Source organism: Halioglobus japonicus (assembly GCF_001983995.1).
Lineage (GTDB): Bacteria > Pseudomonadota > Gammaproteobacteria > Pseudomonadales > Halieaceae > Halioglobus > Halioglobus japonicus.
In genome coordinates this window covers 978,893-1,004,528 of sequence record NZ_CP019450.1, presented here as the reverse complement: position 1 = coordinate 1,004,528, position 25,636 = coordinate 978,893, and the positions used below count along the sequence as shown (strand labels likewise).

20 protein-coding genes and 3 pseudogenes are annotated in these 25,636 nt (G+C 59.4%); 10 read left to right on the top strand and 13 right to left on the bottom strand.

The features are described from left to right. From paaN to BST95_RS04745, 6 genes and pseudogenes are all read right to left on the bottom strand, one after another. Complete coding sequence (gene paaN / locus BST95_RS04765; protein ID WP_084198367.1) at positions 1-1,662, bottom strand: phenylacetic acid degradation protein PaaN; 1,662 nt, start codon at positions 1,660-1,662, stop codon at positions 1-3. An 11-nt stretch (positions 1,663-1,673) separates the two neighbouring features. Beyond that, complete coding sequence (locus tag BST95_RS04760; protein ID WP_084198366.1) at positions 1,674-3,146, bottom strand: carotenoid oxygenase family protein; 1,473 nt, start codon at positions 3,144-3,146, stop codon at positions 1,674-1,676. 94 nt (positions 3,147-3,240) lie between these two features. Continuing rightward, positions 3,241-4,440, bottom strand: a complete 1,200-nt coding sequence (locus tag BST95_RS04755; protein ID WP_084198365.1) for an acetyl-CoA C-acyltransferase — start codon at positions 4,438-4,440, stop codon at positions 3,241-3,243. After that, complete coding sequence (locus BST95_RS04750; RefSeq protein WP_084198364.1) at positions 4,437-5,675, bottom strand: acetyl-CoA acetyltransferase; 1,239 nt, start codon at positions 5,673-5,675, stop codon at positions 4,437-4,439. The genes BST95_RS04755 and BST95_RS04750 overlap by 4 nt, the downstream gene beginning before the upstream one ends. After that, complete coding sequence (locus tag BST95_RS20340; protein ID WP_240500290.1) at positions 5,672-5,959, bottom strand: AMP-binding enzyme; 288 nt, start codon at positions 5,957-5,959, stop codon at positions 5,672-5,674. Before BST95_RS20340 ends, BST95_RS04750 begins: the two co-directional genes overlap by 4 nt. A 189-nt stretch (positions 5,960-6,148) precedes the next feature. Then, positions 6,149-7,110: pseudogene (locus BST95_RS04745) on the bottom strand (class I adenylate-forming enzyme family protein); the annotation flags it as partial. A 255-nt stretch (positions 7,111-7,365) separates the two neighbouring features. On the opposite strand from BST95_RS04745, the gene BST95_RS04740 reads away from it, so the two are divergent. Beyond that, positions 7,366-8,322 (top strand): LLM class F420-dependent oxidoreductase, encoded by a 957-nt coding sequence (locus BST95_RS04740; RefSeq protein WP_084198363.1) that lies wholly within the window; start codon positions 7,366-7,368, stop codon positions 8,320-8,322. An 89-nt stretch (positions 8,323-8,411) separates the two neighbouring features. After that, a complete protein-coding gene (gene ald, locus BST95_RS04735) occupies positions 8,412-9,527 on the top strand; it encodes an alanine dehydrogenase (RefSeq protein WP_066054002.1) in 1,116 nt (371 codons plus the stop codon). A 33-nt stretch (positions 9,528-9,560) separates the two neighbouring features. Here the strand turns inward: ald and BST95_RS04730 are convergent. Next, positions 9,561-10,650 (bottom strand): annotated as a pseudogene (locus tag BST95_RS04730) (CaiB/BaiF CoA transferase family protein). Between the two features lie 68 nt (positions 10,651-10,718). After that, positions 10,719-11,900, bottom strand: a complete 1,182-nt coding sequence (locus tag BST95_RS04725; protein WP_084198362.1) for an acyl-CoA dehydrogenase — start codon at positions 11,898-11,900, stop codon at positions 10,719-10,721. A gap of 190 nt (positions 11,901-12,090) precedes the next feature. Here BST95_RS04725 and BST95_RS04720 point away from each other — a divergent pair, with 190 nt between their 5' ends. From BST95_RS04720 to BST95_RS04705, 5 genes are all read left to right on the top strand, one after another. Beyond that, complete coding sequence (locus BST95_RS04720; protein WP_084198361.1) at positions 12,091-12,957, top strand: LysR family transcriptional regulator; 867 nt, start codon at positions 12,091-12,093, stop codon at positions 12,955-12,957. Between the two features lie 29 nt (positions 12,958-12,986). Next, entirely contained in the window at positions 12,987-13,835 is an 849-nt protein-coding gene (locus BST95_RS04715) for a response regulator transcription factor (protein ID WP_084198360.1), read from the top strand. Continuing rightward, positions 13,832-14,968, top strand: a complete 1,137-nt coding sequence (locus BST95_RS04710; RefSeq protein ID WP_276205916.1) for a tetratricopeptide repeat protein — start codon at positions 13,832-13,834, stop codon at positions 14,966-14,968. Before BST95_RS04715 ends, BST95_RS04710 begins: the two co-directional genes overlap by 4 nt. Beyond that, positions 14,950-15,426 (top strand): sulfotransferase family protein, encoded by a 477-nt coding sequence (locus tag BST95_RS20865; protein WP_276205931.1) that lies wholly within the window; start codon positions 14,950-14,952, stop codon positions 15,424-15,426. Before BST95_RS04710 ends, BST95_RS20865 begins: the two co-directional genes overlap by 19 nt. Positions 15,427-15,572: 146 nt before the next feature. Further along, positions 15,573-17,939: a TonB-dependent receptor gene (locus BST95_RS04705; protein WP_229801760.1), complete on the top strand. Its 2,367-nt coding sequence runs from the start codon at positions 15,573-15,575 to the stop codon at positions 17,937-17,939. Between the two features lie 335 nt (positions 17,940-18,274). On the opposite strand, the gene BST95_RS04700 is transcribed toward BST95_RS04705, so the two are convergent. Next, the gene (locus tag BST95_RS04700; protein ID WP_084198358.1) at positions 18,275-19,624 is read right to left on the bottom strand and encodes a glutamine synthetase family protein; all 1,350 of its coding nucleotides are present in this window, start codon (positions 19,622-19,624) and stop codon (positions 18,275-18,277) included. Positions 19,625-19,789: 165 nt separating this feature from the next. Between BST95_RS04700 and BST95_RS21295 the strand changes: the two are divergent. Continuing rightward, positions 19,790-21,153: pseudogene (locus tag BST95_RS21295) on the top strand (aminotransferase). A 100-nt stretch (positions 21,154-21,253) separates the two neighbouring features. Next, positions 21,254-22,627, top strand: coding sequence for an APC family permease (locus tag BST95_RS04690; protein WP_084198357.1), 1,374 nt, complete (start codon positions 21,254-21,256; stop codon positions 22,625-22,627). Between the two features lie 50 nt (positions 22,628-22,677). Here BST95_RS04690 and BST95_RS04685 read toward each other — a convergent pair whose 3' ends face one another. Further along, entirely contained in the window at positions 22,678-23,007 is a 330-nt protein-coding gene (locus tag BST95_RS04685; RefSeq protein ID WP_229801759.1) for a hypothetical protein, read from the bottom strand. A gap of 48 nt (positions 23,008-23,055) precedes the next feature. Further along, the gene (locus BST95_RS04680; RefSeq protein WP_084198356.1) at positions 23,056-23,940 is read right to left on the bottom strand and encodes a LysR substrate-binding domain-containing protein; all 885 of its coding nucleotides are present in this window, start codon (positions 23,938-23,940) and stop codon (positions 23,056-23,058) included. A 132-nt stretch (positions 23,941-24,072) separates the two neighbouring features. On the opposite strand from BST95_RS04680, the gene BST95_RS04675 reads away from it, so the two are divergent. Continuing rightward, positions 24,073-24,846, top strand: a complete 774-nt coding sequence (locus BST95_RS04675; RefSeq protein WP_084198355.1) for a ferredoxin--NADP reductase — start codon at positions 24,073-24,075, stop codon at positions 24,844-24,846. A gap of 19 nt (positions 24,847-24,865) precedes the next feature. Here the strand turns inward: BST95_RS04675 and BST95_RS19620 are convergent, their stop codons facing one another. Then, positions 24,866-25,024, bottom strand: a complete 159-nt coding sequence (locus tag BST95_RS19620; protein WP_156507662.1) for a hypothetical protein — start codon at positions 25,022-25,024, stop codon at positions 24,866-24,868. Positions 25,025-25,162: 138 nt separating this feature from the next. Beyond that, positions 25,163-25,633 (bottom strand): bacterioferritin, encoded by a 471-nt coding sequence (gene bfr, locus BST95_RS04670; protein ID WP_084198354.1) that lies wholly within the window; start codon positions 25,631-25,633, stop codon positions 25,163-25,165. Positions 25,634-25,636: the final 3 nt, after the last annotated feature.

The window sequence follows — 25,636 nt, the reverse complement described above, 5'->3', positions numbered from 1 at the left end:
TTACATCCGCTTGCTTTGCACGATGCGGAAGCGACTCGCCACAAACGCCAGATCCGCCAGACAGGCATTGCCGGCAGGATTCAGTCCCGACACATGGTAGTCAGAATAGGCCGCCGCAAAGTTGATGGGCATGCCGATCAGATTACAGGCCACCGAGGCACCGGCGTTGTGATAGGCCATCTCGGCGCGATCCAGGAACGCCTCATCGAGTGAATACACATGCGAGGTTATCGCGCCGCGCTCACGGGCGTTAGTGGTGGCGTCACGCAGGCAGGCCTCGGCATCGGCACCTTTAATTACAAACGACACCGGACCAAAAATCTCATCCCGGTAAATATCGCGGGCCGCCTCAGTGACCTCCAGCATCAGCGGTGATGCCGTGCGCGCCCCCGGGAAGTCCGCATAGTCGAGCGGGCCGGAATCACGCAGCAGCTGACCGTGGTCAGCGGCAAGACCTCGATAGCGTTCAATCGTCGCGAGTATGGCCTCGTCCACCAGCGTGCCACACAACACCTGGGGGTTGTGCAAATGCTTGTCCACCGCCGCCACCAATGCGGCGGCAACCTCGTCAAAACTCGCGTGGCCATCGCCGACCCGGATACCACCCGCCGGCACGTGAATATTCTGTACGCTGGTGCACATCTGGGCGGAGGCCTGGCACAGGGAGTGCGCAATGGCGCCGGCCATGGCCTCCAGGTTCTCACAGGACTCGATCACCACTGAGTTACAGCCTGCGGTTTCGGTGTATACCAGCTTGTCACTGCAGTGCTGCTCAATCCATTCACCAAAGGCCGGGCTGCCGGTAAAATCGACAATGGCTGTCATCGGGTGTTCGAGCAATGCCATGGTCGCGGGCGCATCGCGGGTGTCCGCCACCATGCTGACGAGATTCGGGTCAAAACCCTCCTCTTCCAGCACCTGGCGTGCCACGGTGGTCAGCAGCGCCACGGGCAAAATGGCTGCCGGATGAGGCTTGAGCACCACTGGATTGCCAGTGGCCAGGCTCGCACACAGGGCGGGATAGCCATTCCAGAGCGGAAATGTCGCGCAACAGATAACGACGCCCACGCCGCGGGGCATCAGCCGATATTTTTTGTCCAGACGGGCGGCACCGCTTTTGCCAAACTGACGCTCCCATTGGGCCGTGGCAGGGACATCGGCCATGGCCTTGGCCGCATAGGCCAGCGCTTCCAGCCCCCGGTCCAGGGCATTGGCACCGGACCCGGCAAACGCCATGATGTAACTCTGACCCGAGGTGTGCATGGTTGCGTGGGCGTTTTCAAACAGTTGGCCCGCGCAGCGGTCGAGAATCTCCAGACAGATACCCAGGCGTGTCTCCGGGTTGGCGTCCCGCCAGGCAGGCATTGCGACAGCAATAGCCTCGTAGAGTGTGTCTATGTCAGTTTTCGGATAGGTAATGTCCAGAGGCTCTCCGGTGTAGGGAGACACTTCCGCCCCGGTGCGGCCTACTTCACCGGGCTGGTTCAGTGGGTAGTCACTCCCGAGCATGGCTTCAAAATTTTCCTTCCCCGCCACCGGCGGCTTGGCACCCCAGATTTTGCTGCTGGGACTCTCGGGATAGGCCGTCCAGGAGTAGCGTTTGTTACAGGCGTCGATCGCCTTATACAACGTAGGGCGGTGCCTGGCCATCAGTGCCGTCATCGAATCCCCTCCTACGCGGCCCAGCTCGCGACCTGGGAAGCCTTCATCCAGCAGGCGTGGAAGCCCGGCGGAATGCGCTGGGGCAACTTCACTCGGGCCACCGGTCCTTTGCTGATATCCAGGGCATCAAATACCTGCAGCTCCTGCACCTCAGTGCGCGCATTCCAGCAGAAGCTCACGACATAGCCGTGGTCTTCACTGCGAGGATTATCTGCCGGCGCAAACCAGGGCTCGCTGTACCAGCAGTCGGCGTGACCGTCAGTCCACTCACCGGCGCTCTCTCCTGTCACGGTGTTCATCTTGCGAATGCCAGTCCAGCGCAGCTGTTTGGGATCGTGATCTACCAGGTAGGCCCATTCGGTATAGCGCCCGGTTTCGGCACTGTTATACGAGGGGAATTCCACATTGTGGTCGGCATTCAGGCAGGTCTCACTTGTCTCGCCTGTTTTCACATTCATGCGGTAACACCACAGGCGCGCATCCATCTCCAGGCTGGCGATCATGCGCGCGGTGCGCTCTTCATCAATGCTGCCATCCTCTTTGCGGGCAGGCATGTAGCGACAGGCTACCATCACGACTTCATCACCCTCCTCCCAGCAATTGACCACGTGGTAGAGGAAGCAGGAGGAAAACTCGAACCACTGAATCGTGTCTGCGGCACCGAAACGCGGAATCACACCAAAGCGAATGGGCAGCGAGGAATCGAAGCGAATTTTGTGTCGACCCGCCTTCAGCGCTTCTTCATCGTGATAAACCGGTACGTCGTGCAGGATCGAATAGTTCTCACTCACACCCATGTCGTGCATCAGGCGATCACCGGGCAGTTCGACGGGCACATGATGCAACAGCTTGCCCTCGGCACTAACCACGCCGTAGCTCATGTGGGGTTTGCTGGTGAAGTAATCAAAGAACATCATGTCGCCAGTGTGTTCATCGACCTTGCAGTGCGCAGACATACCCATACCCGGGCCACTGACGTATTCCGGCGCAGCCCGCAGGGTTTCCAGGGTCAGTGGATCGACAACATGGGGAATACCGGCGAGATACCAACTCACTACTGCATTGCCGGCGTGACCAATCACATCCGTGTTGGCCGCATCGCTCATGGGCTTGTCTTCACTCGCCTTATGGGAGTTCATCACGCCCCAGAACAGCTCTTCGCCGGCGGCCTCATTCTGGTTCCAACCCTCGGTGCGAATCCACTTGTTGCGATAGCTGAATGTGCCGTTGCGAAACACGCCGGAGTGGATCATGCCCTGCCCATCAAAATAGTGGTGCACACCCTTGGGCTTGAATTGCTGGTTGGGGCCATTGCGCAGATACACCCCGTTGAGATCGCTGGGGATTTCGCCCTCGACCGGCAGATCAGTAAGCTCCAGCTCGTAGTCGATAGGGGCAAATGCGTCGGTTAAGTGCGGCCCGTGCTCGCGACCAAAAGGCGCCTGGGGGTCGGCAAACCGGCTGTCGTGTTGTGCTGAAGACATGCTCTTCTCTCCGACTTGCAATGCAAGTCTTTTTATACAATCTATGTTAATTATAGGGCACTGGTTCGCTTACGCAAGAGGCCTGGCATCCGCCTTAGCGCTCGATCAGCAGCGCACTACCGGAGCCGCCGGCACCACTGGCTGACACAATCCCGCGCTTGAGGTCACGCCGCTCCAACTCATCCAGCAGCACGCCGGCCATAATGGCGCCCGTGGCCCCCATCGGGTGCCCCAGGGCAATAACCCCGCCATTCACATTCAATTTATCGTCATCGATACCCAGGTCCTGGCGACACTTCACCACCGTGGCGGCAAAAGCTTCGTGAACTTCGAACAAATCCACATCATCAGCCGACAATCCCTGCTGTTGCATGAGCTTCTGCGCCGAGCTGACGCATCCCGACAACACTTGCAGTGGATCATCATCACAGCTCGCGCCAGCAACCAGTCGGGCGCGCGGCGCTATGCCGAGCTTTTCGCCCAGCGCTGCCGTACCGAGCACCACCACCGTGGCCGCATCAGCCATGGCCGGGGAATTACCAGCGGTATGGATGTGTTGAATCTCTGTCAGGTCCGGGTGGGCCGCAAGCTGATAGGCATCGACACCCTTGGCACCAATACCGGCAAAGGCTGCGGGCAGTTTTGCCAACCCCTCAGTGGTGGCACTGGCGCGGATACACTCATCCTCACTGACGGTCATGCCCTTGTCGGGATTCTCCACCGGAACAATGGATTTAAAATAGCCTTCGCGCTGTGCGTGCGCCGCTCGCTGCTGGCTTTGCACCGCGATGGCGTCCGCCTCTTCGCGGCTTACATCGTGCAATGTGGCAATCAGGTCGGCGCCGGAACCCATCATCAGCAACTGGCACTGGGCCGCAAAGGCAGGATCTTTAAAGGCCCGCGCTTCGTCGGACAACATCGGAATGCGTGACATCATCTCCACGCCACCGGCAACAATCACCTCTTCCTGGCCCGAGGCTACCTTGAGCATGCCGAGGTTCATCGCATCGATACTCGAGGAGCAGAACCGATTCACGGTCAGCCCGCCGACAGAACTCGGCCAACCAGCGTACAGCGCCGAGGTTTTGGCGATGTTGGCCGCCTGCTCACGGTGCTGGGTGACACAGCCGAGGATAATTTCCCCGACATCAGCCGGGTCCAGCCCGGTTCGCTCGGTCAGGCTGTTATAAAGGCTTGCCAGCAACGCCTGGGGCGTAAGGTCTGCCAGGCCACCGCTGTCCTTCGCCTTGGTGCGCGGCGAACGAATCGCCTCGTAGATAAATACGTCTCTCAAGATCCAACCCCTACAACAAAACTCGCGCAGGTGGTGGTACTGCCACCCACGTTAAATGTGATCATATTTTCGGCCCGCGGCATCTGATAGGGACCGGCCCTGCCGGTGACCTGCCGCGCGCAGTCGAGGACCATACGAATGCCCGTGGCGCCAACCGGGTGTCCCAGGCCGATCAACCCGCCGCTGGCATTGATCGGAAAGTCACCGTCCAGGGTAATGCGCCCCTCTTCGACCGCTTTCCAGCTTTCGCCCGGCGCCGTCAGGCCGGCGTGGTCGATAGCCATGTACTCGGTCATGCTGAAGCAGTCGTGAGTCTCCAGGCCATCGAGCTCTGCAACGGCCGCAAAACCGGCGCGCTGAGCTGCCTCAGCAAGACACTGTGCGGCATGCGGGAACACCAGCGGGGCATCGGCACTCAACTCGAGTTTGCGCGACAACAGAATCGGCGCAGAGCGGTGACCCCAGCCTTTGATTCGCGGAATATCCTGTAGCTGCAGGCCGAGCTTGTCGGCGTGCTGGCGAGCCGCGCGCTCGCTGGCCAGAATGACACAGGCAGCGCCATCAGTAATCTGGCCGCAATCCTGTTTACGCACCCGGCCTTCGATGACGGGATTGAGCGTATCGTCACAAGTGAATGCACCCTCGGGGAAATCCCATTCGCGGGTCTGGGCTCGAGGGTTGAGCCTGCCGTTGGCAAAGTTGATTTCGGCAATTCGATTCAGGTGATCGGCATTGATGCCATAGCGATGATCATATTCCTCGGTGAGCCGATCAAACATGTGCGGCCAGGGGAAGTCACATTCCTCCGGTGTCGCCTCATGCCCCTTCCATGCCGCGGCACCGAGGTATTCCGCACCGGTCTTGCCGTCGGTGTTGCGCATCAGTTCCAGGCCAAGGGCACAGGCCACATCATAGTGACCGGCCTCGATATCGCGCATGGCCGACATAATCGCAATCGAGCCCGATGCACAGGCTGCCTCATGCCGCGAGGTGGGCAGAGCGGCGAGCTCCGGATACACCTGTCCAAAAAAACCGCCAAGCAAACCCTGGCCTGTGAACAGCTCACCCACGAAGTTGCCCACGTGGCCCACTTCAATCTGGCCCGGCTCAATCGCGGCGTTGGCCACCGCTTCCTGCAGGCTCTCCGAGAACATATCGTAAATGTCTTTGCCTTCGCGCGCCCAGTTACGGGCGAAGTCGGTCTGGCTACCGCCGAGAATATAGATGTCTGTCATGAGATAGATTCCTGCAAACTGAAACGTTGTACCTTACCCAGCGGGTTGCGCGGCAATTGCTCGAGCATCTGCAACCGCTCAGGTAGTTTGAATTTGGCAAAACCCTGCTCCAGCAGGTACGCCTGCAGGGCTTCCAGAGTGGGGGCTTCGGCATCTGCCTGGAGCACTAGGCAGGCGCAGATTTTTTCGCCCAGGCGCTCATCCGGATAAGCGCACACGGCTGCCTCGGCCACCGCGGGGTGATGCTCCAAAGCCACATCGAGCTCCACTGGCGAAATCTTCATGCCACCGCGATTAATAATGTCCTTGCAGCGGCCGGCAATTCGATAGAACTGACCGTCGCCGCAAACTTCTACCAGGTCGCCAGTGCGGAAAAAGCCCTGATCGTCGAATACATCGGCATTGTCATGATGAAAATAGCCGTCAAAGACCGTGGCACCGCGGATCAGTAATTCACCTCGCTCACCCTGGGCAGTGATTTCCTCACCACTGCCCGGGTCTACCACCCGCGTTTCGATTAACGCGTCCGCACCCGGGCGTCGGAACATACTCGCGCGCACCTCCGGGTCCGCCGCGTCCTCGGGCGTTGAGAACAGGGAGATGCCCTCGTTGGAGCCATAGAAGTTAACAATCTGCTTGCCGTAGTCGCGCTCAAAGGTGGCGATCATGGAGGGTGCCAACGGCGCCGATCCCGAGCCAATGCGACGCAGTGCACTAAAATCAAACTGTTGCCACATGGCAGGTGCTTTTGCCAGCTGATTCAGCAGGGGGGCGGCGCGATAGTGAAGGTAATGCGCTCGTCCTGCATTTGCGCAAGGAACAGGCCGGGGTCCAGGGGATGGTGAAGCACCACTGCCGCCCCCAGAATCGCCGCTGGAAACAAAAACCCACCCAGGGCCGCCATATTTACCAGGGGAAACGGATTGAGCATGACATCGTCGGCCTGCATCGACCCCGCAGCGATACTGGTGCGACCGGTGGCAATCCACATATTGTGCGAACGGGGTACCCCTTTGGGCGTACCGGTTGTGCCTGACGTCCAGCAGATGCTCAGCGTGCGATTGGCATCCGGAGCCGGTCCAGCAAAAGCATCAACAGGCGTTGCATCAAGATGCAGGTCGCGGCCAAATTCCAGTACCGGCATCGCCGGCAGTGCGGACCGCGCCATGTCTGCCAGCGCAACATCCCGCACCCGCTCGATGCTGATGAATGCCCGTGCCTGCAAAGCGCCAGTCAGCATTTGCAGCTCATGGGCCGCATACTGCACAGGCACGGGGCTCACCACCGCGCCCATTTTGGCCACCGCGTAGTAAACCACCACCAGCTCAACAATATTGGGCAGCTGCACGACGACCGTATCGCCCTCGCCAATACCGGCGGCTGTGAGTTGATGGGCCAGGGCATCGCTAGCGGCGGCCAACTCTGACCAGGTCATCTGCACGGGCAGATGACCGGTGAGCGCCTCACGGTTGGGTTGATCCCTTACCGCCAGGCGGGTGCCGCGATCACTGGCGTGCTCAGCCAGCAGCCCCTGCAGGGTTTGCTCGCCCCACAAACCGGCGGCGGTCAGCGTATTGATGCGTTGTTCAGCGGTGGTATTCATGCAGTCGCAGCCGTGCAGCCAATTGCTTTTATAAAAGAACCAATCCTAAGCTATAATCGCCCTGCCATCCACTACGGACAGAGAACCATGCAAATCAGTGTAGTCACTCCCTACTGGCAGGACCGCGATCCGGCGGAGAATCTCGCCCTGGCACAGCTGACTGATCGCCTGGGTTACCCGGAGCTGTGGATGGGAGAGATGGCGACCTACGATGCCTTCGCCTTTGCCACAGCCGTCGGCCTGAACACCCAGCAGATCCAACTGGCGGTGGGTCCCCTGGCAGTATCGGTGCGCACCCCCATGACCATTGCCATGGGCGCAGCCTCGGTGGCGGACCTCACTGGTCGCGCCACGAGCATCGCCCTCGGCGCCTCCAGCGTGGTCGTTGTCGAAGAATGGCATGGCCGCGACCGGGAGCGCACTGCGACGCACATGGATGAAACTGCGCAAATCGTCCGCAGCCTGCTAGATGGCGAAAAGGCGCAGCTTGAAGGCGAACTGGCGCGCTGCCAGGGCTATCGCCTGCGCCTCAATGCCCCCGGCTCAGCGCTAACCATCGCCGCGTTCTCGCCCGCCGCGGTGCGCACCGCGGCCCGCCGGGCAGACCGCATGTTATTGAACATGGTCACCCCCGCCAGCCTCGCTGCATTGCGCGATCAACTGCAGGCTGCTGCCAATGCCGCAGGAAGAGAGACGCCGCGCGTGGCGGTGTGGCTGCCCACGGCGGTCGACCCCTCACGGGAGTCCATCGACCAGCTGAAACGCGGCATCGTCGGCTACCTGGCAGCGCCCGGTTATGGCGAGATGATGGCGGCGGCTGGCTTTGAGGAACTGGTCGCATTCGCCCGTACTCGCCCTCACCCACGGGAACTGTTGGCCGCAATGCCCGATGCGCTGATCGCTGCGGTCGGCCTGCTGGGGTCTGAGTCGGAGGTGGCCGCGCAACTGGAGGACTACAAGGCTGCGGGGGCAGACGAAGTCTGCATTGTTCCGGCGACCGCTGGCGACGACCTTGGAAAACGTACGCTGAGCGCCCTGAAATAGGCGGATTTCTACCCCTCTAGAGGTACTCGCACAGGGCATGACTTTGACTAAGATGGCGGCGTGAAAACCCCAAGCCGAGGATAAGCACAATGCTGGTAGGTGTACCCAAAGAAATCAAAACCCTGGAGTTCCGTGTAGGCCTGACAACAGGCTCTGTGGAAGAGCTTGTCCACCACGGTCACCAGGTCATTGTAGAAACTAACGCCGGTGTCGGCATCGGCCTCACCGATGACATGTACCGGGCCGCCGGTGCGGAAATTGTCGCCACCGCCGCCGAAATTTTCGAGCGCGCCGACATGGTGGTCAAGGTCAAGGAACCCCAGCCCGACGAGTGCCGCATGCTGCGCGAGGGACAGGTATTGTTTACCTATCTGCACCTGGCACCTGACCCGGAGCAAACGCGCCTGCTGAAGGAATCCGGCTGCATTGCCATCGCCTATGAAACCGTAACCGACGACGATGGCACGCTGCCGCTGCTGTCACCCATGAGCGAAGTCGCAGGCCGTATGTCGATTCAAGCCGGCGCTCACGCTCTGGAAAAGCACAAGGGTGGCTCCGGCATGCTGCTAGGCGGCGTACCCGGTGTAGAGGCTGCCAAGGTGGTGGTGATCGGCGGCGGCGTCGTAGGCACCAATGCCATCCGCATGGCGATGGGCATGGAAGCACACGTTACCGTCCTCGACCGCTCCCTGAAACGTCTAAAAGAGCTGGACTTCCAGTTCGGCACTATGCTCAACACCATTTATTCCACCCGTGAATCCCTGTGGAAGCACGTGACCAATGCCGACCTGGTGATCGGCGCCGTTCTGGTACCCGGCGCGGCAGCGCCCAAGCTGGTCACCCGCGAGATGCTCAAGGAAATGCGTGATGGCTCGGTGGTGGTCGACGTGGCCATTGACCAGGGCGGCTGCTTCGAAACCAGCCGGGCGACCACTCACGAGCATCCAACCTATGTCGAGGAAGGCGTGGTCCACTATTGCGTGGCCAACATGCCCGGCGGTGTCGCGCGCACCTCTACCTTTGCCCTCAACAACGCCACGCTGCCATTCACCCTGGCACTGGCGGACAAAGGCTACAAGCAGGCACTGCTCGACGATGAACACCTGCGCAACGGACTCAACGTGCATTGCGGCGATATCACCTATGCGGCCGTTGCTGAGGTCCTGGGTTACAACTGCGTGCCTGCCGAGCAGGTCTTGCAGTAAGCCTTACTCGATAGGAGCGACCGCCGGTCGCTCCTAAATCACCTCGTCGGTGTGCTCACCGAGCTGCGGTGGAGGTCGCCGATACTCCACCGGCGTACGTGACAGCTTGATGGGGTTCCCCGCCAGCTGCAGATCTGGATTGAGAGGGTGCGACAGATTCACCTGCATATCGCGCGCCTGGATCTGCGGCTCGGCAAACACCTCAGCCACCGTATTAATCGGACCGGCGGGCACCCCGCCTGCTCCAGCAGCGCAATCCACTCATCCTTGCCCCGCTCAAGCATACGCGCCTGCAACAACGGCACCAGCGCATCCCGATTCGCAACGCGCTGACTGTTGGTGCTGAATCGCGCGTCATCGGCCAGCTCGGGCACACCCAGCACCTCCACATAGCGCCGGAACTGACCGTCATTGCCCACGGCCACAATCAAATGGCCATCACTGGCAACAAAGCTCTGATAAGGGACGATGTTTGGATGAGCATTACCCAGGCGGGTGGGGTTCATGCCCCCGACAAGGTAGTTGGTCGCCTGGTTGGCGAGGGTGGCCGCCGTCACATCCAGCAGGGCCAGGTCTACATGCTGGCCCAAACCTGAATGCTCCCGCTCTGCCAGCGCTGCCTGGATGCCGATAACTGCATACAGGCCGGTCATGATATCAGTGAGTGCCACTCCCACTTTCTGCGGGCCGGCACCAGGCTTACCGTCGCGCTCACCGGTCACACTCATTAGCCCACCCATGGCCTGCACCAGGAAGTCGTACCCGGGCCGATTGGCAAGCGGGCCCGTCTGGCCGAAGCCGGTAATCGAGCAGTACACCAGGCGCGGATTGATCGCACTCAGTGAGGCGTAATCCAACCCGTACTTTGCGGCGCCGCCGACTTTAAAATTCTCGATAAGCACATCGCTCTGGGCAGCCAGCTCACGCAGCTGGGCCTGCCCTCAGGCGCTTTCATATCAATGCAGACCGAGCGCTTGTTGCGATTGGCACACAGGTAATAGGCCGCCTCGGCGGTGGCCTCACCGTGTTCGTCGGCCATATAAGGCGGCCCCCAGCGACGGGTGTCGTCACCTCCGGCGGGGTTCTCAACCTTGATCACATCGGCACCGAGGTCACCCAGCATCTGACTGGCCCAGGGGCCGGCCAGAATACGCGACAGGTCCAGCACCCGGATGTGGGACAGCGCGCCCATCAGAAGGCAGGAATATCGGTCTGGGTACGACCCAGGATCAGCGCGTGCACATCGTGGGTACCTTCGTAGGTATTGACCACTTCGAGGTTTACCATGTGCCGCATGATCGGGTACTCATCGGAGATCCCATTGCCACCGAGCATGTCGCGAGCCGTGCGTGCAATATCAAGCGCCTTGCCACAGGAGTTGCGCTTGATCAGCGAAATCAATTCCGGGGCGATCTCGCCCGCATCCATTAACTGGCCCGCCCGCAAGCACCCCTGCAGGGCGAGCGAAATTTCGGTCTGCATATCGGCCAGCTTAAGCTGTACCAACTGCTTTGACGCCAGGGGCACACCGAACTGCTTGCGATCCAGGGTGTACTCGCGCGCCGCATGCCAGCACGTCTCGGCGGCACCTATCGCACCCCAGGCAATACCGTAACGCGCGTTGTTCAGGCAGCCAAAGGGACCCTTCAAACCCTCAACGCCAGGCAGCAGGTTTTCCTCGGGCACAAACACCTCGTCCATGACGATCTCACCGGTCACGGAAGCGCGCAGGGCCAGTTTGCCCTCGATCTTGGGTGCCGACAGGCCTTCCATCCCTTTCTCAAGGACAAAGCCGCGAATTTTGCCGTCGTCCGTTTTCGCCCACACCACGAATACGTCCGCGAAGGGGCTGTTGGTAATCCACATTTTGGCGCCGCTTAGGGAGTAACCGCCCTCTACAGAGCGTGCGCGAGTCACCATGGAACCCGGGTCCGAACCGTGGTCCGGCTCGGTTAAACCAAAACAGCCCACCCATTCACCGGTCGCCAGCTTGGGCAGGTATTTCTCGCGCTGGGCTTCGTTGCCGTAGGCCCAGATGGGATACATCACCAGCGACGACTGGACACTCATCATGGAGCGGTAGCCGGAATCCACGCGCTCAACCTCGCGGGCCACCAGACCATAGGAGATGTAGTCGACACCGGGGCAGCCGTAGCCGTCAATCGTCGACCCGAGCAGACCCAACTCGCCCATCTCGTTAAAGATGGCCCGGTCTGTATGCTCCGCTCGAAACGCCTCGCGTACACGCGGGGCGAGCTTGTCCTGGGCGTACTGGCGCGCGCTCTGCTGCACCATACGCTGCTCGTCAGTGAGTTGATGTTCCAGCAGAAAGGGATCTTCCCAGTTCAGTTTTTGCCACTTTTTTCCCGCCATTATCCTGCTCCGCGATCGAGTGAAGGCGGGCAAAGTAGCAAAAGCCAAACTATTTATAAAATATATGTTTTATATCTTTTTAATATATGTAGTATATATTCCAGTAGCGACGAGCCGCGCCCTGATGTGACATGACCACACCAGGGCGCGGTTCGTCGTTGCAACCAACCACCTCCCGGAGGGTGAGCGCTTGGATTTACGCAAGCTGGAAATCTTTTCCTCGGTGGCCCGCAACCAGTCATTCAGCGCGGCGGCCGAAGCACTGCACATGGCCCAACCGGCGGTGAGCATTGCCGTGCGCAAGCTGGAAGAATCCCTAGACCTGACCCTTATCGATCGCAGTGGCCGGCGCATAGCGCTGACCGCCGAGGGCGCCAAGCTGCTGTCCCAGGCCGAAGCCGTGCTGGAACAGGTAGAGGCGATTGAACAGTCCGCTGGGGCCATGCGCGGCCTGCTGGAAGGCGAGCTAAGTATTGCCTGCCCCTCGATGCTGGCGACCTACTTCCTGCCCGAACTCCTTTCCGGCTTTCTGGGTGAACACCCGGGCCTCACCGCCTCAGTGACCCAGGCCGGCACTACCCAAATCGAATCCATGTTGCTGGAAGGACAGATTGAAATCGGCGTAACCTCCGCCGACACCGATGCCGACCTCGACCTGTTACCGCTGATTAACGAACAGATGGTGGTGTGCGTGGCCGACGACCATCACTGGGCCCGGCGTCGCTACATCAGTGTGGAAGAGTTACACCACACTCCGATGGTGGTTTACGAGAGCGGCTACTTCATTCGCCAGCAATTAGACCTGTTGTGCCAAGAGGCGAGTGTCACGCCCGATCTGCGCATGCAGAGCAATTTCCTGCCACTGCTGGTCAGCATGGTGAAACAGAATCTGGGCACCACCGTTGGGCTGCGTACCATGGCCGCCAAGGAGCCGGGGATAGTCGGCATTCCCCTGTCTCCCCGCGTCAAAGTCCCCATGGCCCTGGCAAGACGCCGTGGCCGACAGATCTCCCGTGCCAATCAAGCCTTTTTGGATTGGGCCGCAATCAAGTTATGATGGGGCGCTAGCAAAAACAGCGAGACCCCATGCCCGTACTCCCCACTTTCAGCCATCACGTCGCCGACCTGATTCGATGCGCCGGCAGCGCCGATTTTCCAGCCTCATTGATCGCCATGCTGCGCGATATGGTGCCGGTAGACGACGCCACCGTTATCGCCTATCCCGGCATGGATATGCCGGTTATCGAATATTTCGAGGAACCCAACCAGAGCGGCAGCTCCACCCTGGATCGGTTCGTAAAGGGCGCCTTCCTGCTGGATCCGTTTTATCTCACGGCGACTCGCGACAACCGTCATGGGGTGTTTCGCCTGCGCGATCTGTCTCCCACTGGGTTTCGCGACAGCGACTATTACAAGACCTGGTATCGCGACAGTAATTTCGTCGACGAGTGTGGCTTCATTGTGCCGGTCGGCGAGCGCGGCTTCGTCAACATCGCCCTGGGGAAAACCGCCAGCCGCGCCACGTTCACCAAGCGTGAGCTGAGCACGCTGGAGGCGATATATCCCTCAGTTGAGGCGCTCTGCCAGCAACACTGGACACTGACCAGCAGCGACAAGACCGGCGACAACCTGCGCGCCAAGCTGCACAGCGCGCTGGAGTCGTTCGGCTCAAGCCTGCTCACCGAGCGCGAGACCCAGGTAATTAATCTGGTCTTGCACGGCCACTCCACCAAGACCGTGGCCGACAAACTATCGATCTCCATGGAAACCGTGAAACTGCACCGCAAGCACGCCTACGCCAAGCTGGAGATCTCCTCCCAGGCGGAGCTGTTCTACCTGTTCCTGGACTCGCTGATGAGCGCCCAGGACTATGAAAGCGGCGACACTCTGGTGGCTTATATGGCCCCACCCCCCAAACGCGGAGATGCACGTTGAGCAAGCCCGACCCCGCCCAACTGGCACAACTGCAGGAATTACTGAAGACGGGATTCAAGGCACTCTCACTAGGCGACTTCAGCCGCGCGGGTGAGTGCTGCCAGCAGATATTTGCCATCAAGCCCGACCTGCCCCAGGGCCACTTCCTGGTCGGCCTGCTGGGGCTGGAGTCACGCGATCGCAAAACCGCATTCAACGCGTTTCAGTCCACGGTTAAGCTCGACCCTGATCACGCCGCGGCGTGGGCCCAGCTGGCCAAACTGTATATGACCGAAGGCCAGGTTAACCGCGCAGATGCTGCCTTGCGAGAGACACTGCGCATACGGCCTACAGACCCCATGGTACTCGACCTGGTCGGCACCACGTTGACCCAGATGGGCGAGCACGGCGCCGCCCAGGCGTTTTTCGCCCGGGCCAATCAGGCCCAGCCTAACTTCCCGCCATTTATGCAAAACCTCGCCAATAATCTGGTCTATCACGGCGACACCGACGACTCGGACCGCATCTTCGAGGACATCATCCGCCTGCAGCCCGACAGCCCGCAGGCGCACTGGGCCCTATCGAGTTCGCGCAAGGCAGATTCTGACAAGCATGTCGAGGACATGCGCCAGTGTATTGCCGGCCGCGGTAACGACCCACGAGCCAACGCATTCTATTACTACGCCATCGGCAAAGAACTGGAAGACCTGCAGCGCTGGCCAGAGGCCTTTGACGCCTTTGCCGCCGGCGCTGCCGCCCGCCGGGCGACCGTGGAGTTTGATGAGCAGGCCGAACAACAGATGTTCGACTGCCTGATGGCTACCTACACCCACGAGTGGCTAGCAGCAGGCCCCGCAGGCAACCCCGACGCTTCACCTATTTTCGTCCTGGGCCAACCGCGCACCGGCACAACGCTCATCGAACGAATCATCACCAGCCATTCGCAGGTACATTCGGCGGGCGAGCTACAACACTTCGGCCTGGCACTGCGCCGTCTGGCAGATTACCGCAACCCAAAGCGATTCACTGCAGAGCTGTTCGAGGCCGCGGCACAGCTGGAGCCGGCTGCGCTGGGCAAGCTCTATTTGCAGAGCTCGGCCAAGATGCGGGGCGACACCCCCGGTTTGTCGACAAGCTGCCGCAGAACTACCTGATGATTCCGCTCATTCTCAAGGCCCTGCCCAATGCCAGGATCGTCCATCTGGTGCGCGACCCCATGGACGCCTGCTTTGCCAGCTTCAAACAGCTGTTTGCCGATGCCTACCTGCACTCTTACGAACAGCGCGAGATGGCCCGTCATCACGCCCGCTACCGCAAGCTCATGGCCTGCTGGCGCGAACGCTTTCCCGGCCGCTTCCTGGATATCAGCTACGAAGACACGGCCCGCGATCTGGAGCCCAATGCCAGGGCGCTTATCGAATTTCTCGGCCTGCCCTGGGAGGACGCCTGCCTGCAGTTCCACGAGCAGACCGGTGCCGTCACCACCGCCAGCGCGGTGCAGGTTCGTGAGCCCGCTCACACCCGCTCCATCGGCCGCTGGCGACGCTACGAAGCGCAACTTGCCCCAATGCAGGATGAATTAGCCAGAGCGAATGTAAGCAGCATCAACTAACCTTTTTTCTACCCTATAGGGGTATATTATTGGCTGGGCACATTGGCTAGCTTACAACAACAAAAATAGACAGGTGGCTAACACCACTTGTCAATCTGTACATAGCCCGGAAGGACAACAATTCAACATCCACGCGTGGGGATATCATGACTCGCACAAAATCTCTCAAGGCAAGCAGCAACGCCGTACGCACCGGCAGGAATACTATGGCGAAAGCCGTATCCGCCGCCGTATTTGCTTCTGCCATCAGCACACCCGTCTTCTCCCAGACTCTGGAAGAAATCATCGTCACCGCCACCAAGCGCAGTGAGTCGGTTCAGGACGTACCCCTGGCCATCACAGCCCTGTCAGGCGAATTCATGGAAGACGTTAACCTGTCTGACGTAAAAGATCTGGTGACCTTTACGCCCGGCGTCACAGGTAACAGCCAGGACAGCTTCATTGACGCCATTTCCATTCGCGGTATCCGCACCCAGGACTTTGGTGTTGGTCTCGACCCCTCCTCAGCATTCTTCAAGAATGACCTGTATGAGGGGCGCAACGGCTCAGCCGTAACCAGCCTGTACGACCTGGACCGTGCCGAAGTGTTGCGCGGACCACAGGGCTTCCTGTTTGGCCGTAACTCTATCGGCGGCGCGTTCAGCGTACACACCCGCCGCGCCGAAATTGACAGCTCCGACGGCTTCGTCAACGTCGACCTGGGCGAGCGCGACCGTGCCGCGATTGACGCAGCAATTAACATTCCCGTCAGCGACAGCTTCGCCATGCGCTTTGCCGGCCTGTACACCCAGGAAGACGGCTTTGTTAAGAACTTCTTCCCCTCTGAAGACCTGATCGAGCACGAGAACAAAGCGCTGCGCTGGTCCACAACATTCGAACACGACCGCCTGGGCATCTACACCATGGTGGAGTATGAAGAGCGCGAGCAGTCCGGCTCCGTTTACCGCGCCGTTACCGAAGGTGAAGTCTGGGAAACCCTGGAAGCTGCACTCGGCCCCATTCCGGTACGTGGCTCTGACGAAGATGTGGATGTTGACCGCTCCGGCGGCGATAACGACGACGCCGACATCCTGACTCTGGGTGTGCGTATTGACTACGACTTTGACTTCGCGACCCTGACGTCCAACACCGGCTACAAGGATCACGACTACTTCTACAACGAAGACTACGACGGCACGCCGCTGAACATGGAGACCTACCGCCAGGACCAGGAAGGCGAGTACTTCCAGCAGGAACTGCGCCTGACCTCCAACAGCGAAGGCCCGCTGTCATGGTACGCCGGTGTCTCCTACTACAAGGAAGAGTTGGAAACCGACTACCGCTTTGCCGGTGAAGAGGACGTGTTCTGTCAGTACTACGGCTACTACTACAACTCCGGTATGACCTTCTCCGGCTGTGAGGACCTCTACGCCTACTACGGCAGCGAGTTCACCCCCTCTGCCAACGGACTGCTGGAAGAAACCGCCACCATCAAGGGCAAGTATGAAGGCTGGGGCGCCTACCTGAACCTCGCATACTTCATCACCGAAAATTTCCAGATCGAAGGTGGCCTGCGCTGGACCGACGACGAAAAAGAATTCACCACTTTTGTACCAACCCCTGTGAGTGAACTCGGCCCCTACTGGGCGTTCGGCTACTCCACTGCCGAATCCCTCACCGCCAAGGAATCCTGGGACGATGTAACACCACGAGTGATCGCCACGTGGACACCCACTGACACCGCGCTACTATTTGCCAGCTACACCGCCGGCTACAAGTCGGGCGGCTTCGGCACCTTCTCCCTGGCCAACAACCCCGATGGCGACATCGCCATTGGTAATGTTGACATTGTCCGCGCCGACGGCTTCCTGCCAGACCCGGTTGACCCCGAAGAAGTCCACTCCTACGAGATCGGCTACAAGGACAGCTTCTTTGACGACAACATGAACTTCGACATCGTCGCGTTCTACTACGAATACACTGATTTCCAGGTCACCGTGGGCACCGGTAGTGGCGCCACCCTGATCGAGAATGCCGGTGAAGTGGAATCCTACGGCGTGGAGAGCTCACTGACGGCCGGCATCGGCGACTACCTGACAGCCTACGCAACCATCGGCTACTTCGACTCCGAGGCTAACAAGCTGGAAGACGTATGCGGCCTGGAAGATCCGCTGGGCTGCGAAGGCACTCACCTGTTCTGGGCCCCCGAGTGGTCTGGCTCATTCGTGCTGCACGGCGCCTTCCCCATGAATTCCGGTGCCATCACCGGCGCGTTCGAATTCACATTCGAGTCTGAGCGCGGCGGCGGCTGGGAAGAGCTGGATGAAACCATGATCGACTCCTACGAAGAGATGTCGGTTCGCGTCGGCTGGGAATCCGACAACAACTGGTTCGTGGAAGCCTACGTGGAGAACATCACCGATGAGTTCACCTGGGATGGCATGAACAACCTCGGCGGCAAGGAACCGCATGCGTTCTTCGGCCCGCGTCGACCCCGCACCGCCGGTGTGCGTCTGGGCATGGCCTGGGACTAATCACCCACCGCGTGGGATAAGGCGCCTTCGGGCGCCTTTTTTGTTGGGTCTGCGGAAAAAACGCTCCAGAAAAACGGAAGGCCTGGCTGGCTAGTCGGCAATATGCTTGGAGAAGAATTCAAGCACGCACGAAGGAGGGGGTTCTGTGGCAGTGGAATCAAACACCGCCATAAAGCTGGCAAGCAACACCAAGAGGCAAAACAGCCCGTATTTCATACTCGTCCCTGAGTGGTCGTCAATGTTCGCGGCACAGTGTAGCAGCGGGCTACCCGTGCTCGACAGAGCTATTAGGTACTGCTTGTTAGTGTTAAGCCGTTTTTGCGAGCTGGTTCACACTAGAGATTGGCGTCGTACTCCAGCGGAGTGACATGCGAGTCGTACTCGTCCAGCTCCTGCTGCTTGAGAATGGTGTACACCTTGCGGAACTCAGCTCCCAGATACTCCTCGATATGCGCTGAGGTCTCGAAACGCGCGAGGGCGTCAGGCAGGTAGCGCGGCAGACTGGGGGGCAGTTGCTCGTACGCATTGCCTTCCAATGGTTCGGGCGGCGTGAGCTTGTGCTCGATACCGCGCAACATACCCGCGAGAATGGCTGCGAATACCAGATAGGGATTGGCATCGGCCCCGGACACCCGGTGTTCAATACGCGTTGCAGCAGGCGCGTCGGCGGGCACACGCACCGAGACGGTGCGATTCTCGTAACCCCAGCTCGGCGCCAGAGGCGCGTGGCTGCCACGGCGAAAGCGGCGATAGGAATTCAGGCTGGGCGCAAACATGAGCATGCTTTCCGCCATGGTGTCGAGGCAGCCGGCAATCGCCTGGCGCAGCATCTCGGTGCCCTGACCGGTGCCGTCATCAAACACATTATTGCCATCGGCATCGAGCAGTGAACAATGAACGTGCATGCCGTTGCCCGCCAGATTACCAAAGGGCTTGGCCATAAACGTCGCCACATAGCCGTGCTTGCGGGCCACACCGCGAATCACCCGCTGCAACATGGCGGCCTGATCTGCAGCCTCCAGCGCATCGGCCCGGTGGTAGAGATTGATTTCGTACTGGGAGGGTGCCGCTTCCTTGATCAGGGTATCGACTGGGAGGCCCTGGGCGGTACAGGCGTCACGCACTTCGTGCATCAGCACGGACATATCTTCCATGGTATCGATGCCATAAGTCTGGCCGGCGCCGAGTGCCCCGCCCACGCGATCCTGCTGGCTGTGCACCGGGCGGCCGATCTCGTCGCGCTCCGCCTTGAGCAAATGAAACTCCATCTCCGAGGCAAGCACTGGCGTCAGCCCCAATTTGCCAAAGCGCTCTTGCAAGCCCTCCAGCAGATAGCGAGGATCGTATCGGCATTTGCTGCCATCCACCTCACGCATCGACATCAATACCTGACCGGTGGGTCGTTCCAGCCAGGGGGCAGCGACCAGAGTGCGCAACTCGGGCGCACAGTAGCCGTCGCCATCGCCGGTATTGAACACCCACTCCTCGGCATCGCGACCCCAGACATCGAACGCCAAAGTGGACAGCGGAATCTTGAGCCCGCCAGCCATTACCTTGGGCAACTTGTCACGGGTGACCCACTTGCCCCGCAGACCACCACAGAGGTCCAGCAACATAACTTCGAAAACTTCGATGTCCGGGTGCTGTTCAAGAAAAGTCTGTACGGCGCTGTCGTTGTCTGTCATCTGTTATCTCTGTGGGCCAAGGCAAAACACCACCTTTGGGGTAAGGTCGGTGTCGGGTGCTTATGCCAGACTATTTAACAATGATGCGTAAAACCCCGCTATACCACTTCTGGGTAGAGCAAGCGCCCGCGTAATGCCCGGCGCACATTCAGGGAGAGATGAGCCATGAACATGCAAGCCAATACCGGTAACCTGAAGCAGTTGGACCAGTCCCACCACCTGCACCCCTTCACGGATTTCAAGGACTATGCCACTAACGGTGGTCGGGTAATGTCCCGCGCCGAGCACATTTACATTTATACAGCGGAAGGCCACAAGATGCTGGATGGCATGTCTGGCCTGTGGTGTTGCAACCTGGGCTACAGCCAGCGGTCCATCGTGGATGCAGTCACCGAGCAGCTGGGACAACTGCCCTACTACAACAACTTCTTCCAGTGCTCCAACCAGCCTGCCATCGAGCTGGCCAAGGCGCTGGTGGATATTACCCCCGAACGCTTCAATCATGTGTTCTTCACCAATTCGGGCTCTGAGGCCAACGACACTAATCTGCGCCTGGTAAGCCGCTACTACCAGTGCCAGGGTCGCCCCGAGAAAAAACTGATCATCAGCCGCAAGAACGCCTACCACGGTTCGACTATTGCCGCGGCCTGCCTGGGTGGCATGGGGCCGATGCACGAGCAGACCAATGGCATCGACTATGTACATCACATCGAGCAGCCGCACTGGTTCGAGGTGGGCCCGGATGAAGACCCCAACGAATTCGGTCTGCGAGTGGCTCGCCAATTGGAAGAAAAAATCGACGAGCTGGGTGAAGAAAACGTTGCCGCGTTTATCGCCGAGCCAGTACAGGGTGCAGGTGGTGTTATCATTCCCCCGATTCCTACTGGCCCGAAGTTCAGCGTATCTGCAACGAGCGCGACATTCTGCTCATTGCCGATGAGGTGATCTGTGGCTTTGGTCGTACCGGCCAGTGGTGGGGTTCCGAGACCTACGGCATCGAGCCAGACCTCATGACCTTTGCCAAAGCCGTGACCAATGGCTTTCAGCCTTTGGGCGGCGTCATGGTCGCTGACAAGGTTGCCGACGTACTGCTGGCCCACGAAGGCGAGTTTGCCCACGGCCTGACCTACTCCGGTCACCCCGCTGCCGCAGCCGCCGGCCTGGCAACGCTCAACATTCTTAAGGAAGGCAATGTAATTGCCGACGCCGCTGCCAATATTGCGCCGCACTTCCAGCGCCGCCTGCAGGAATTGGCCGATCACAAGATCGTGGGCCAGGTGCGTGGCCGCGGCATGTTTGCCGCTGTCGAACTGGTGAAAGACAAATCTTCCCGCGAGCCACTGGCGGCCGAATCTGCGGGCGCACTGTTCTGCCGCAATACGGCCAACGAACTCGGCCTGATGGTCCGCCAGACCGGCAATGCCATGATTATGGCGCCGCCGTTGATCTGCTCCACCAGTGAGATCGACTCACTGATCGACATGCTGGGCCAGGCCCTGGATGTCACCGCCAAACACTACGGCATTTAATCTACAGTCCATATGCCCGGCCTCATAAGCCGGGCTTTTTTTTGTGTAAAATTGAGAGTACCGCGACGCCTGCTCGCTTATCCGGGGAATAACAACAACCATGTCGGACACGGCCACCCATACCAAAACTCTAAAACTGCGCGATATGGTGCTGTTTACCGTGTCTGCGATTCTTCTCGCAGACACCCTGGCCGCGGCGGCATCGGTAGGCGCATCCAGTGTTTCCTGGTGGCTGATTCTCGGCGTGCTGTTTTTCGTGCCCTTTGCCATGATCTGCGCCGAGATGGGCTGCGCCTACCCTGAGCAGGGCGGTATTTACGCCTGGATTCGCGACGCCTTTGGCGGGCGCTGGGCCTCCCGGGCCACCTGGTGTTACTGGGTGAACACGGCGGTGTGGATTCCGGCGATCTACATCTTGTTCGCGGGCGTCTATGCCCAGATGTTTGCACCGGATCTGAGCATGGCCTGGCAGATTGGCATGGGCATTGTGCTCACCTGGATAGCCGTGGCCATGAATGTGGTCACCCTGGACCTGGGCAAGTGGGTGCCGAACATCGGCGCCATCATCAAGGTCGCTATATTCGTCGCCATTATCGTCGGTGCCGGCTTCCATATTCTCGACTCGGGCATGGCCAACCCACTGACCTTTGAAACCATGAAACCGGACTGGAGCAGCAGCGCCCAGTATATTCCCGCCATTATCTACGGCATGCTGGGCTTTGAATTGGTCAGTGCCGGCAGCGACGAAATGAAAGACCCGGCACGCGACGTTCCCCGCGCTATTTTCATTTCCGGCACCATCATTATCGCTCTGTACATTCTCGGCACCATCGCGGTGCTTGCAGCCATCCCGGCGGGTGAGATCAATCTCGTGGAAGGACTCATTGATACGCTCGACCTGTTCTTCGGCGGTAGCGCCCTCGGCAGCGCTCTGGTGCTGGGTTTGGGTATTGGTGCACTCTTCACCTTCTTCTCCAACGGAGTGACCTGGGCCATGGGCTGTAACCGCGCAGCAGCCGAGGCGGCCCAGGAAGGTGAGCTGCCCCGTGTACTCGGCATTGAAGATGCCAAACGCGGCACACCGATCGGCGCCGCTGTACTGATGGGCCTCGTAAGCACGCTGTGCCTAGTGCTGTATGGCTTCATGTCCGGCAGCAACGAGGATTTGTTCTGGTCACTGTTTGCCTTCTCTGCGGTGATTTTCCTGCTGCCTTACCAGGGCATGATGCTGGCGTTTTTGAAAATGCGCAGGGTCGATGCAGATCACCCCCGCCCTTATCGGGTACCCGGTGGCTCCGGCGCAGCTAGGCTCGCCGCCGGGCTGTGTATTGTGGTACTGGCCATCTCGATTTTCCTGTTCCTGTACACACCCGGTGCCGGTTTCGACTGGGCAGTGGTCGGCGGTGTTATTGTGACCTTGATCATCGGTGAAACTGTCATCCGGTTTGCAACCAAACATCGCGGGACTGCCTAGCACCTCCCCGCTGACGGGAAAGAGACCGCGTTCTGGGCGTTTGCAACCCGTTAACGCTCGGAGTCGCGCTTCCAGGGATCCTTTGCCGCATCTACGCTTTCGGAGGCGTCGGCGGCAATCCGCTCAAGCGTTTCAATCGCCTCGTCCATGGTGTGGTGACCCTGGTCCTTGTACTCGTCGAATAGATTGATGAAACGATCAGAGCGCCTGCCCACCAGCATGAGCTGCACGTACAGACTGTTCTCCAGACTCGGCTTGCGCACCGCGTCGATCAGAAATACCACGATACTGAGTGGGCTCATCAACAGATCGCGCAGCGCATCGGCGCCCAGCTTCAACTGGAACACCACCAGATGGCGTAGCGCTCGCGAAAACGTCACCTGCGTCGGGGCTTTCTTCGGTCCTTTAAAAAACACATTAACCTCGCATTAATCGCTGTATTGCTCACACAGGGCCAGCCATTGCTGTAGAGCGGCTCCGTGAAATTTGTCTCGGTGAATAATCAGATTGAGCTGACGGCGAAAATCGCGCTGTGGCACATGCACGGGCACCAGCGAACCTCGCTTGAACGCTTCCTGCAAACTAATCCGCGACAAGCATCCTAAACCCAGGCCCGCCTCAACTGCACGTTTTATGGCCTCAGTGTGCTGCAGCTCGATACTGATCTCCAGGTCAGGCAGTAAGCCGTGCATCGCTCGGTCAAATGTTTGCCGCGTACCCGAACCAGGTTCGCGCACAATCCACTTCTGCTCGCGCAATTGCGCATCACTGACTCTGCGCTTGCCGGCCAGTGGATGTCCCGGCGCAGCAAATACCTGCAGCTCATCTTCGCGCCAGTGCCGCGTCTGCAGGCGCGGATGATTCACCTCGCCTTCAATCATGCCGATATCCAGCTCGAAGTCAGCCACCATGGCCGCAATCTCGCTGGTGTTGGCGACATGCAGTGAAAGATCGGCGCCGGCGTGTCGCTCACGGAAATCAGCAATCATCGGAACGGTCAGGTAGTTTCCAACCGTCAGCGTTGCGCCGAGGCGCAAGCTTCCCGGTATCTCTGCGCCCGCCAGCGCCGCTTCCAATGACTGAGCCTGAGCGAGCAGCTTTTCTGCCTGTGGCCGAATTTCTCTGCCCAGTTCACTCAGCTGTAGCCGCTTGCCCACGCGGTCAAACAACTGCACATCGAACTGCTGCTCCAGCTCCTTAAGCGAACCACTGGCCGCTGACTGAGACATCGCCAGCGTATCCGCCGCGCGGCTGATATTTTCCAGGCGGGCCGTGGCGAGAAAGACCTGCAATTGGCGAAGGGTGTATTTCATATCTATAAAACCGATAACTTACATCGATTATATCTGTTTCACGAATATATTGTTAAGCCGTATCGTGATGCTCATTCAGACACAACGGGGCGGGCAAGTGCCGCTACCGCGACTATTCCAAGGAGACTAACAATGGCATCACTGCTGAGAGAACAGGTTACCGAAGTTCACCACTGGACCGATCGCCTGTTCAGCTTCAAGACAACCCGCGACCAGGGCTTTCGCTTCAAGAATGGCCACTTCACCATGATTGGCCTGGAGCACGAAGGTCGCCCCCTGCTGCGGGCCTACAGCTTGGCCAGTGCCAATTACGAGGACGAGCTGGAATTCTTCAGCATCAAGGTACCCGACGGCCCGCTGACCTCCAAACTGCAAAATATCCAGCCGGGCGACGAACTGCTGGTCAACAGCAAGGCCACCGGCACCCTGGAAACCGACAACCTGCTGCCGGGCAAAAACCTTTACCTGATTGCCACGGGCACCGGGCTAGCGCCCTTTCTGAGCATCATCCGAGACCCGGAAATCTACGAAGCCTATGACAAGGTGATTCTCACCCACGGCTGCCGGGAGGTGGAGGAACTAGCCTATCAGGAACTGATTACCCAGCACCTGCCGGAGCATGAGTACCTGGGCGAGGATGTACGCAGCAAGCTGATTTACTACCCCACAGTGACCCGAGAAAAATACGTCAACAACGGCCGCCTGACCGATTTGCTGAAAATCGGCAAGCTGGAGGGTGACATCGGCCTGCCGCGGGTGAACCCTGAGGACGATCGATTCATGATTTGCGGCAGCCCAAGCATGCTCAAGGAACTGTGTGCCTGGCTGGACGAGCGGGGCTTTCGTGAAACCCGCAATGGCGAGATCGGCGAGTACGTAATTGAGCGCGCGTTCGTCGAAAGCTGATCGGGAATCCGGGGCGGCGCTATCTGCGCCGCTTCAAGCTCTCCTTGATCGCAACACGCGTTGCCTCATCTGAAGCACGATTCAGGCAGCGAAAGTCGCTTGCCACTATCGCGCCCTCGCGCAAGAGGCGCGACAACAGCGTCGCGGACAGGGCCAGTTCGACATCGTCGTCCTTCATAGCACAGCACCTCCAAAATCTACTGCGCCGAGATCTCGGCTCAGTTCGCGGCACCTTCCGCTAAAACCGCCTGAATACCCAACCACAAAAAAGGCCGCCCTCGGGCGGCCCTTCTAAAGGCATTGCGCTACAGAGGACCTATTCCATCTGCGACTGCAGGTAATTCTGCAGCCCAACCTTTTCGATCAGGCCAAGTTGCTTCTCGAGCCACCAGGTGTGATCCACCTCGGTGTCTTCCAGCAGTTTCTCCAGAATTGTGCGGGTCTCGTAATCCTGCACTTCCTCACATAGCTTGATCGCGGTTTTCAGCGCAGCACCCACGCCGAACTCAACATCGAGATCGCTCTGCAACATGGCCGGCACGTCCTTACCGACATTGATCGGCTCGCGCGTCACCATGTCAGGCGTCCCTTCGAGGAACAGGATGCGCTCTATCAGGGCCTTGGCATGAGACTTCTCGTCGTCGAACTCATGCGAAATCCGCTCGTAGAGTTTGCTCAGACCCCAGTCGTCGTACATCTGCGAGTGAATGAAATACTGGTCCATGGCGGCCAGTTCGAACGAGAGCAGTTTGTTCAGCTCTACAATGACTTTATCGTTGCCTTGCATGAT

Coding starts and splice junctions, on each gene's coding strand:
- BST95_RS04715 (WP_084198360.1), top strand. CDS start 12,987: ATGCCCGTACTCCCCACTTTCAGCCATCACGTCGCCGACCTGATTCGA.
- BST95_RS19620 (WP_156507662.1), bottom strand. CDS start 25,024: ATGAAGGACGACGATGTCGAACTGGCCCTGTCCGCGACGCTGTTGTCG.
- BST95_RS04725 (WP_084198362.1), bottom strand. CDS start 11,900: ATGGCGGGAAAAAAGTGGCAAAAACTGAACTGGGAAGATCCCTTTCTG.
- paaN (WP_084198367.1), bottom strand. CDS start 1,662: ATGACGGCACTGATGGCCAGGCACCGCCCTACGTTGTATAAGGCGATC.
- BST95_RS04750 (WP_084198364.1), bottom strand. CDS start 5,675: ATGACAGACATCTATATTCTCGGCGGTAGCCAGACCGACTTCGCCCGT.
- BST95_RS04740 (WP_084198363.1), top strand. CDS start 7,366: ATGCAAATCAGTGTAGTCACTCCCTACTGGCAGGACCGCGATCCGGCG.
- BST95_RS04690 (WP_084198357.1), top strand. CDS start 21,254: ATGTCGGACACGGCCACCCATACCAAAACTCTAAAACTGCGCGATATG.
- BST95_RS04675 (WP_084198355.1), top strand. CDS start 24,073: ATGGCATCACTGCTGAGAGAACAGGTTACCGAAGTTCACCACTGGACC.
- BST95_RS04680 (WP_084198356.1), bottom strand. CDS start 23,940: ATGAAATACACCCTTCGCCAATTGCAGGTCTTTCTCGCCACGGCCCGC.
- BST95_RS20340 (WP_240500290.1), bottom strand. CDS start 5,959: ATGAAGATTTCGCCAGTGGAGCTCGATGTGGCTTTGGAGCATCACCCC.
- BST95_RS04705 (WP_229801760.1), top strand. CDS start 15,573: ATGACTCGCACAAAATCTCTCAAGGCAAGCAGCAACGCCGTACGCACC.
- ald (WP_066054002.1), top strand. CDS start 8,412: ATGCTGGTAGGTGTACCCAAAGAAATCAAAACCCTGGAGTTCCGTGTA.
- bfr (WP_084198354.1), bottom strand. CDS start 25,633: ATGCAAGGCAACGATAAAGTCATTGTAGAGCTGAACAAACTGCTCTCG.
- BST95_RS04760 (WP_084198366.1), bottom strand. CDS start 3,146: ATGTCTTCAGCACAACACGACAGCCGGTTTGCCGACCCCCAGGCGCCT.
- BST95_RS04700 (WP_084198358.1), bottom strand. CDS start 19,624: ATGACAGACAACGACAGCGCCGTACAGACTTTTCTTGAACAGCACCCG.